Origin of the sequence: Dietzia sp. SLG310A2-38A2, assembly GCF_014145095.1 — a bacterium.
Taxonomy (GTDB): domain Bacteria; phylum Actinomycetota; class Actinomycetes; order Mycobacteriales; family Mycobacteriaceae; genus Dietzia.
The window spans coordinates 1-1530 of sequence record NZ_JAALDX010000464.1 but is presented as its reverse complement, the minus strand read 5'-3'; the positions used below and the strand labels follow the sequence as shown (position 1 = coordinate 1530).

Here is a 1530-nt window from a genome sequence, read left to right as displayed (position 1 = left end):
CAGGCGGTGTCCCGGATCCTCATCCCGGGATGCCTCCCGGGCCCGTCGGGTCGTGGGCGCACACCACCCGCAGGTCCCCGCTTCGACGCCCGGCCAGCGCCGAGAGGCGCGCGTGGGTCAACTCCACGGCCGACGGGACCAGCGACAGGGCACGTTCGGCGACCGCGATCGCCCTCGGGTAGCCGACCGACGGGTCGATCTGGCCGCGCAGGTAGAACGCGTCCCCGGCGTGCAGGACGTCGACCTCGCCGGGGTCCCCGGGATCGCCGGGGACCAGGACCCCGGCGTGTCCCACGGTGTGGCCCGGCAGATCGACCAGGGCCATCCCCTCGACCACGTGGTCCAGGGGGTACACCCGGAAGCCCTCCCACCGGTCGGACCCGTAGGTGTACTCGGTGAACGCCGGTCCGTGCGCCCACTGGGCACGCCGGTAGCGTCGCCGCTCGATCCAGCGCGGCGTCCGCACCGCCCACGTCAGGGCCTCGGAGGCCACGTGGACCTCCGCTTCGGGGAAGTCGGCGAGCCCGCCGATGTGGTCGAAGTCCATATGGGTGAGCACGATGTGGCGCACCTCGCGGGGGTCGAACCCCATGGCCTCGATGCGCCGGTACGCGGACTCGGACGGGTCCAGGCGCGGGCGCATCGCGTGCCGTGAGGGGCCCAGCCGGGTGGCGGGGTCGGCGATGTCGTGGAGCCCGATGCCGGTGTCCACCAGCACCAGACCCCCCGGGGTCTCCACCAGCAGCACACGGGTGGGGACCCGTCCGGCGAACGTCCCGCAGTTCATCTGGTGGATCCGCATGTCGGCCACGGTACCGTGGCCGCGTGAGTCGAGACGGCGTGCTGGATCCGAGGCCGCTGGTCCGCGTCGCGGTGGATCCCGGCCTCGTCGCGTCCGCCGGGTCGTGGCCGTACTCGGTCCCCGCGGTGGCCGATCTGGCACGCGACGGGTTGGAGCTGGACGACCTCACCGTCTTGGTGGGGGAGAACGGGTCCGGCAAGTCCACGATCGTCGAGGCCGTGGCCATGGCGTTCGGCCTGAACGCCGAGGGCGGATCGGTCAACGGGCGTGACACCACTTGGGAGTCGGAATCGTCGCTGCACGCCTCACTGCGGCTAACCCGCGGAGGCGGCGCGTCGAAGTGGGGGTACTTTCTGCGCGCAGAGACGATGCACGGCATGTTCACTTATCTGCAGTCCGCACAGTCCGATCAGACCTCCGGCCCGGAGGAGTACTTCCACTCCAGGAGTCACGGCGAGGCGTTCTGGGACATCATCTCCACTTCACGGTTCTCCGGCGGCGGGCTGTTCGTATTGGACGAGCCCGAGGCGGGACTGTCCTTCGACGCCCAGCTCCGCCTGGTCGCGCTGATGCTCGAGCTGGCCGACCGGCGGGGCGCGCAGGTGCTCATGGCCACCCATTCGCCGATCCTGGCCTCCGTGCCGGGGGCTGCGGTGTACGAGCTGTCGGAGCACGGGATGCACCGCAGCCGCTGGGAGGATCTGGCGATGGTGGACCACCACCGCCGG

Annotated in this window: 2 protein-coding genes; one reads left to right on the top strand and one right to left on the bottom strand. The window is 71.3% G+C overall.

The window, feature by feature from the left end; genetic code table 11:
- Positions 1-19: 19 nt before the first annotated feature.
- The gene (locus G6027_RS15170; RefSeq protein WP_182637897.1) at positions 20-802 is read right to left on the bottom strand and encodes an MBL fold metallo-hydrolase; all 783 of its coding nucleotides are present in this window, start codon (positions 800-802) and stop codon (positions 20-22) included.
- A 23-nt stretch (positions 803-825) separates the two neighbouring features.
- Here G6027_RS15170 and G6027_RS15165 point away from each other — a divergent pair.
- The coding region (locus G6027_RS15165) for an AAA family ATPase (RefSeq protein WP_346995761.1) at positions 826-1530 on the top strand (705 nt) is incomplete at its 3' end.